4 protein-coding genes are annotated in these 7,506 nt (G+C 30.3%); 3 read left to right on the top strand and 1 reads right to left on the bottom strand.

Annotated elements, in window-relative coordinates; all coding sequences use genetic code 11:
• Positions 1-466: 466 nt before the first annotated feature.
• Entirely contained in the window at positions 467-1,696 is a 1,230-nt protein-coding gene (locus tag TR13x_RS10450) for an MFS transporter (protein WP_054871881.1), read from the bottom strand.
• A gap of 1,083 nt (positions 1,697-2,779) precedes the next feature.
• Here TR13x_RS10450 and TR13x_RS10440 point away from each other — a divergent pair.
• The 3 genes from TR13x_RS10440 to TR13x_RS10430 all read left to right on the top strand — a co-directional run bounded on the left by TR13x_RS10440 (position 2,780) and on the right by TR13x_RS10430 (position 7,500).
• Positions 2,780-3,394, top strand: coding sequence for a TetR/AcrR family transcriptional regulator (locus TR13x_RS10440; RefSeq protein WP_054871879.1), 615 nt, complete (start codon positions 2,780-2,782; stop codon positions 3,392-3,394).
• A 69-nt stretch (positions 3,395-3,463) separates the two neighbouring features.
• Positions 3,464-5,644: an ABC transporter ATP-binding protein gene (locus tag TR13x_RS10435; protein WP_255351337.1), complete on the top strand. Its 2,181-nt coding sequence runs from the start codon at positions 3,464-3,466 to the stop codon at positions 5,642-5,644.
• Complete coding sequence (locus tag TR13x_RS10430; protein ID WP_054871877.1) at positions 5,641-7,500, top strand: ABC transporter ATP-binding protein; 1,860 nt, start codon at positions 5,641-5,643, stop codon at positions 7,498-7,500. Before TR13x_RS10435 ends, TR13x_RS10430 begins: the two co-directional genes overlap by 4 nt.
• Positions 7,501-7,506 lie beyond the last annotated feature (6 nt).

The raw sequence follows: 7,506 nt of genomic DNA, 5'->3' as shown, positions 1-7,506 counted from the left end.
TTTTCTTTTAATCAATACTACTGACTCAACGTGCATGGAAATTGGGTTTTGAATTAAAAGAAAACACCTCATATGATACTATATGAAGTGCTTAATCTAGATGTATGGTTTGTTTTGTGTTTTATGAATTTGTGAAGCCTGGCCCTCTTGTTCTCTATTTGGGAACCAACATGTTCATGAAATAGTGCCAGTTCAGTCATTTCTAGGAGCCACTTACTCTTATTCCGCAAAATCTAATTTACAATGAGGTGTAAAAGTTATACTATTGTTTAAAACATCAATCTACAAGGCATTACAACAAATTATTAACAAGTTCTTCTGGTACTTTAAAGCATTCTACTGATAGCTTATTATTAATAAATCGTAGAATAATCCAAAATTCTTATATAACTCTCACTGATAACTTTGAGAGAGCGTACTTAAATATTAAACTAAAAATATGTTAATACTTTCCAAATATACAACCTTAATTGGATATTATCAACTCATTTTTTTTCATATGATTTTTCAAACTAATTAACATAATAATGGCTAAAAATGTTTCTATTAAACCAGATATCATAAATAGCTGAGTAACTGTAATTAAATTGTTTACTAATATAGCTCCTATTGAAATCGAAATTATCTTGGCTAAAGACGTACTTGAAAATCTAAACGCATAAACTTCTGAAATCCTTTCTGAAGGAACTTCTAACTGTATTAAATTTCTAATTGATATAAAAAATATTGAACCAGTAACTCCGAAAATCCCAAATGCTAAAAATGCCATTATGATGTTTTTACTATTACTAAGAATAATTAAAGCTATTCCATCAATAATCACAGAATAAAAAATCACCTTTAGATCCAACATAAATTTATCGAATTTAAGTAATATAAGACTTGCTATTGCCGACCCTACACCAATTGCAGAAATAAACATTCCGGATACGGAAATGTCTACTCCTAAATGCTCTTCGCCAAATACATACATAAATGGTGCTTGATTTTCTGTAAGAAGTACAGTAATAATTAATATTAAAAACATATATTTAAGTTTATAATTTTGATTAATATAATGGAGTGTCTTTAATTTTTTTGACTTCTTCTTTTCAGTTAATTCTTCTTTTATTACTATGTCTTCTTTTATTTTATAATAATATTTAATTATCACAGTAGTTATAGCACCAATAAAGAAAGTTAAAGAGTCTATTATTAAAGCAACCGTCATTCCAAAAGTACTTAAAATAATTACAGCTATAATTGGGCCTATGATACTCACAACGCTCTGAACAAATCTAAGTATAGAATTTGCAGAATTAACTTCTTCTCGTTTTAATAGTTTGTCATAAAAAGAGAAGCCAGAAACATCAGCAAAAACATCAATTATAGAATTTATAGTAAATATCCCTAAAACAAATATAGGGTTTCTAAAAAAAACTATTAATACCACTGTTATTCCTTCTATAATATCACCTAATAACAATATTGTAGAATCTTTATATTTTTTTGACACTTTACTTGCAGCTGTTGAAAAAACAATTATAGGTAATAATCTTATTAAAGTTACAGTTGCTACTCCAAAAACTTTATATTCTGTATACATCATTAATTGAATTATAGCTAAAAATGTCAATCTATTACCTATATATGATAAAAATATATTAGTAATATATAGCATATAAGGTCTATTCTTAATTAACGCTGTTGTTTCCATATATTCCTCCATCATATTGACTAATGTATTTTATCAATTTAAGCATAGTTTCCATATAATAATCTACTCTATTTTTACTTCTTTTAGTGCATCCCTTTCCTTGAAAATATTTAAACTTTTCATTTTTCCCTAAAAGTTCAAACATCGTTTTTTTACTTAAAATATTATTATTAATTTCTTCATTATTCTTAATATGTTGTAAAAATATATCTTCAAAAGATGTTTTATTGATATTACCTAAATAATATTCATTGTTGATTTACAAAATATTTTTGAGCCGATCTAAGCACACCTTTATAAGTTATTAATAATAACTTCAATATTTGAAATTATTTTCCTTCTAAAATAGACTATTTTATTTTTAAAGTAAAAGCTAATCATCTGTTCTTTGAACAGATGCAAGTAATTCTTAAATCATTTGATACTTACTTAAAAATCAAAAAGATTTGCCTATTATTTAAAGACAAGAAATTAAAAAAACTTGCCGTAGCAAGCTTTTCCTATATGAATGTTATTACACTTTAAAATTATGTATTTTCTATTTGATTTTATTTATTTTTCTTGTTCTTTGATAATTTTTTATCAGCTCATAGGTTTCGCCATTAAAAGTCATTTTTTGGCTTCAATAAGTAATATAGAATTCCAGATTTCCAATACTATATTAGGTGAAGCAGAAAAATTTGATAAAACGACTCATTAATCCAACAAAAAGCAACAACTTCTTCTAAAATTATATTAGTAAAGATTCTTACATCCTCATTATCACTTCTAATCAGCAACCTAATCGTATGATTTTCCATATCAATATGAAGTTTTTCAATTATCGTGTCCCAAAAAGGGGCAAACAGCTTATTAATATTGATCATTGTTCATCTTCACCTACACATTGAATATTCTAATAACACGATTCATGCCTCTATAATTTTATCATAATAAAAATTTTTCCTTTGTAGTCATAAGAACATCCATCTCACCACTAAATTATTCGAAAATAGTACTAACATTATTGACATATGACAAGTTGTCATATAACATTAATAATATGACAAGTTGTCATATTATACTTATTATGGAGTGATGTAAATGCCTAAACAAACTTTTTTTAACTTACCAGAAGATAAAAAGAAAAAAATAATTGATGCAGCCCGAAAAGAGTTTTCCAGAGTCCCTATCTATGAAGCATCTATTTCAAATATTATTAAGAATGCTAATATACCTAGAGGTAGCTTTTATCAATATTTCGAAAACAAAGAAGATATTTTCTTTTTAGTCATAAAAGACTTTAGAGACATGAACGAACGTAAATTTAAGAAATTTCTAGTGGATACCAATGGTGATTTAATAGAAGCCTTCATACTTCTATATGAACAATTACTACACTTCTTAACGAATGAAGAAGACAAAAACTTTTTTAAAAATGCTTTTTTAAATATGAATCACAGGATAGAGCAGAATATAGCTCCATGGTTAAGAAAAGAAAACAAAAGAAAACATTTAGATGAACTAGTAAAATTAATAGATCTTTCAAAATTAAACATTAAAGAGCTAGATGATGTTTGGATTATCTTCAGAATACTTACAAAACTTACCATGGGCAATATTGTTGAGAGTTTTGCAAAAAAATTATCTTTTGATGAGTCAATGCAATTGTATAAAAAGCAGATAAAACTGATAAAAAATGGAATTTATAAAAAATAATATAAATAGTTAGGGGTAGATGTCATGTTAAAATTAATAAAATATTTAAAACCATTTACGGGACTTATTATGGCAGCAATAATACTATTATTTGCTCAAGCTATGGCAGATTTGTCACTACCAGATTATATGTCGAATATTGTTAATAACGGCATACAGCAAGGTGGTATAGTAAATGCAGTGCCAGAAGCAATTAGAGAAAGTCAGATGAATAAAATGATTATCTTTATGGAGCAAAAAGATATAAAACTAGTTATGGATAGTTACACTTTAATTACCAAATCAAGTAAAGATTATGCTCATTATGTTGAGCTTTACCCAACTTTAAAAAATGAACCAATTTATGTACTAAATAATATTGGCAAATCTAAAATTGATGAATTAAATCCAATAATGGGAAAAGCAATTCTAGTTGTTTCAGGCATTAATAAAATGAAGTCAGAAGCAAAGGGTGGTATGATAGACTTTAATGGAAATAAAATTCCTGCAAGTACTGACCTATTTAGTCTTTTTAAGAATCTGCCACAAGAACAGAGAACTAAAATTAGTAATGAAATAAACAAGCAATTTATTGCCTTAGGAAACAAAATGATTGTACAAGCTGCTGCTGGTCCAATTAAGGCTGAATATGAAGCATTAGGAATAGATACAGAAAAAATACAAACAAGATATATTATTAATACTGGTATAAAAATGCTTCTCATTTCCTTAATAAGTGCATTATGTATTGTTGGAGTAGGATTTTTAGCCTCAAGAACTGCTGCTGGATTGGCTCGTAATCTTCGAATGGCAGTGTTTACTAAGGTTCAAAGCTTCTCAAAAGCAGAGATAGATAAGTTTTCCACTGCCTCCCTTATAACACGAACTACTAATGATATCACTCAAATACAAATGCTCATTGTTATAATAATAAGAATGGTATTTTATGCCCCAATCATGGGTGTAGGTGGTATAATAAAAGCTTTAGATAAAAGTCAGTCAATGTCATGGGTCATTGGTGTAGCAATTATAGCACTACTAATTTTAATTACTACCGTATTTTTAACTGCTCTGCCTAAATTCAGAGTCATACAGAAGCTTATTGATAGACTCAACTTGATAACAAGAGAAAATCTATCTGGAATGATGGTTATCAGAGCATTTAATAATCAAGATTTTGAAGAAAAAAGATTTGATCAGGCAAATAAAAATCTTACAAATACAAATCTTTTCGTAAACCGCATAATGGCAGTCATGTTCCCAACAATGATGCTTATAATGAATGGAATAACCATTCTTATAGTTTGGGTAGGAGCTCATCAGATAGCCAATTCAAGCATGCAGGTTGGAGATATGATGGCATTTATGCAATATGCTATGCAAATTATCTTCGCATTCCTAATGATGTCCTTTATGTTCATCATGATTCCAAGGGCTTCAGTAGCAGCACAACGTATAGCAGAAGTACTAGACACAGAGGTTGAAATAAAAGACCCTAAGAATCCAAAGAGTGCAAATAAAAATTTAAAGGGAGTAGTAGAATTTAAGAATGTCTCATTTAGATATCCTGGAGCTGAAGAGGATGTGCTCAAAAATATAAGCTTTAAAGCTTTACCAGGAGAAACTACGGCAATTATCGGATCAACTGGTTCTGGAAAATCTACTTTAGTCAATCTTATTCTCCGTCTCTATGATGTTACTGAGGGACAAGTACTAGTTGATGGAGTTGATGTAAGAGAGATTACTCAAAATGAACTTAGAGATAAAATTGGTTATGTTCCTCAAAAAAGTTCCCTATTTAGCGGTACTATTGAGTCTAATCTTAAATATGCCAATGAAAATGCCTCAGAAGCAGATTTAAAAGAAGCTGCTGATATTGCCCAAGCTATGGAGTTCATAAAAGAAAAAACCGATGGGTTCAAAACAAAAATATCTCAAGGAGGAACTAACTTATCAGGTGGACAAAAACAAAGATTATCTATTGCTCGTGCCCTTGTAAAAAAACCTGAAATATTTATTTTTGATGACAGCTTCTCAGCTCTAGATTTTAAGACTGCTGCAGCCCTTAGAAAAGCATTGAAGGAAAAGGCAAAGTCAAGTACTATCATCTTGATTGCACAACGTATTTCAACTGTGATGAATGCTGAACAGATTATAGTTCTAGATGAAGGTAGAATAGTAGGAAAAGGTAAGCATAAAGAACTCATGGAAAGTTGCAAAACCTATCAAGAAATTGCATTGTCACAGCTGTCCAAGGAGGAATTAGCATGAGTGAAAAAAATAGAATAAATAATCGCCGTGGTATGGGCATAGGGCGTAGAGGTCATGGTCCTCGAGGTATGATGGGTAGTGTAGAAAAAGCCAAAGACTTTAAGGGTACCATGAAAAAATTAATGGAACATTTAAAGGTTTATAAATATTCCATAATTGTTGTCTTAATATTTGCAATTGCAAGTGCTACCTTTAACATCGTTGGTCCTAAGATTTTAGGAAAAGCTACTACTAAGCTTTTTGAAGGTGTTATGGCCAAAATTGCAGGTACTGGAAATATAGATTTTAATTATATAGGCAGAATAATCTTTATCCTTATAGGGTTATATTTATTAAGTGCTTTGTTTGGATATATTCAAGGATGGATTATGTCTGGTATTGCAATGAATGTAAGTTATAATTTAAGAAAAAGTATATCAGAAAAAATAAATCGTTTACCACTAAAGTATTTTGATAAAACAACTCATGGAGAGGTTTTGTCCCGTGTTACTAATGACGTAGATACTCTAAGTCAGACACTTAATCAAAGCTTGAGTCAGATTATAACATCAATAACAACAGTTATAGGTGTATTTATTATGATGCTGAGTATAAGCTGGAAAATGACTCTAGCTGTTCTTGGAGTAATCCCCATATCAATCATGCTTATAGCATTTATCATTAAGCGTTCACAAAAATTCTTTAAACAGCAGCAAGACTACTTAGGTAATTTAAGTGGACATGTAGAAGAAATGTATGGTGGACATATTGTTGTAAAAGCATTTAACGGTGAAAAGAAAAGCATTGAAAAATTTAATGTTCTAAATAATAGACTTTATGGAGCAGCATGGAAGGCTCAATTTTTAACCAGTATCATGATGCCTCTTATGAACTTTGTAGGAAACCTTGGATATGTAGTAGTAAGTATTATGGGTGGATATCTAGCAGCCAAGAGAGTTATTGAGGTTGGAGATGTGCAAGCTTTTATACAATATGTTCGTCAGTTCACCCAACCAATATCGCGAATAGCTAATATTTCTAATATTCTTCAACAAATGGCTGCTTCAGCTGAACGGGTTTTCGAATTCTTAGAGGAAGAAGAGGAAGTACCAGAAACCTCAACACCAGTAAAACTACAAGAGGTCAAAGGACAGGTTGAATTTAAGAATGTACGATTTGGATATAACCCTGGAAATATAGTAATTAATAACTTCTCTGCTTCTATTAAGCCTGGTCAAAAGATTGCCATAGTTGGACCAACTGGAGCAGGAAAAACTACAATAGTCAAACTGTTAATGAGATTTTACGATATAAATGAAGGTTCTATATTGATTGATGGACATGATATAAGAAATTTTACGCGTCATGACTTGCGCTCAATGTTTGGAATGGTTTTACAAGACACATGGCTATATAATGGTAGTATTATGGAGAATATACGATATGGTCGCTTAAATGCAACTGACGAAGAGGTTATAGCTGCTGCAAAAGCAGCCCACGTAGATAGTTTTGTTCATACTTTACCAAATGGATACAATATGATATTAAATGAAGAAGCAACAAATATATCCCAAGGACAAAAACAATTAATTACAATCGCAAGGGCCATACTGGCAGACCCTAAAATTCTTATTTTTGATGAAGCCACCAGTTTAGTAGATACACGAACAGAAGTACAGATTCAAAAAGCAATGAGTAATCTAATGCGAAATAGAACAAGCTTTATTATTGCCCACAGGCTTTCTACTATCAGAGATGCTGACCTGATTTTAGTAATGAATCATGGAGACATTGTAGAACAAGGTACTCATAAAGAGCTTCTTGTCAAGGGCGGTTTCTATGCAAACCTTTATCAAAGTCAGTTCGAAGTGGCTTAAGCTAAC

This window comes from Caloranaerobacter sp. TR13 (assembly GCF_001316435.1).
GTDB lineage: Bacteria > Bacillota > Clostridia > Tissierellales > Thermohalobacteraceae > Caloranaerobacter.
The sequence above is the reverse complement of the archived record's forward strand: the minus strand, read 5'-3'. Positions and strand labels throughout refer to the sequence as shown.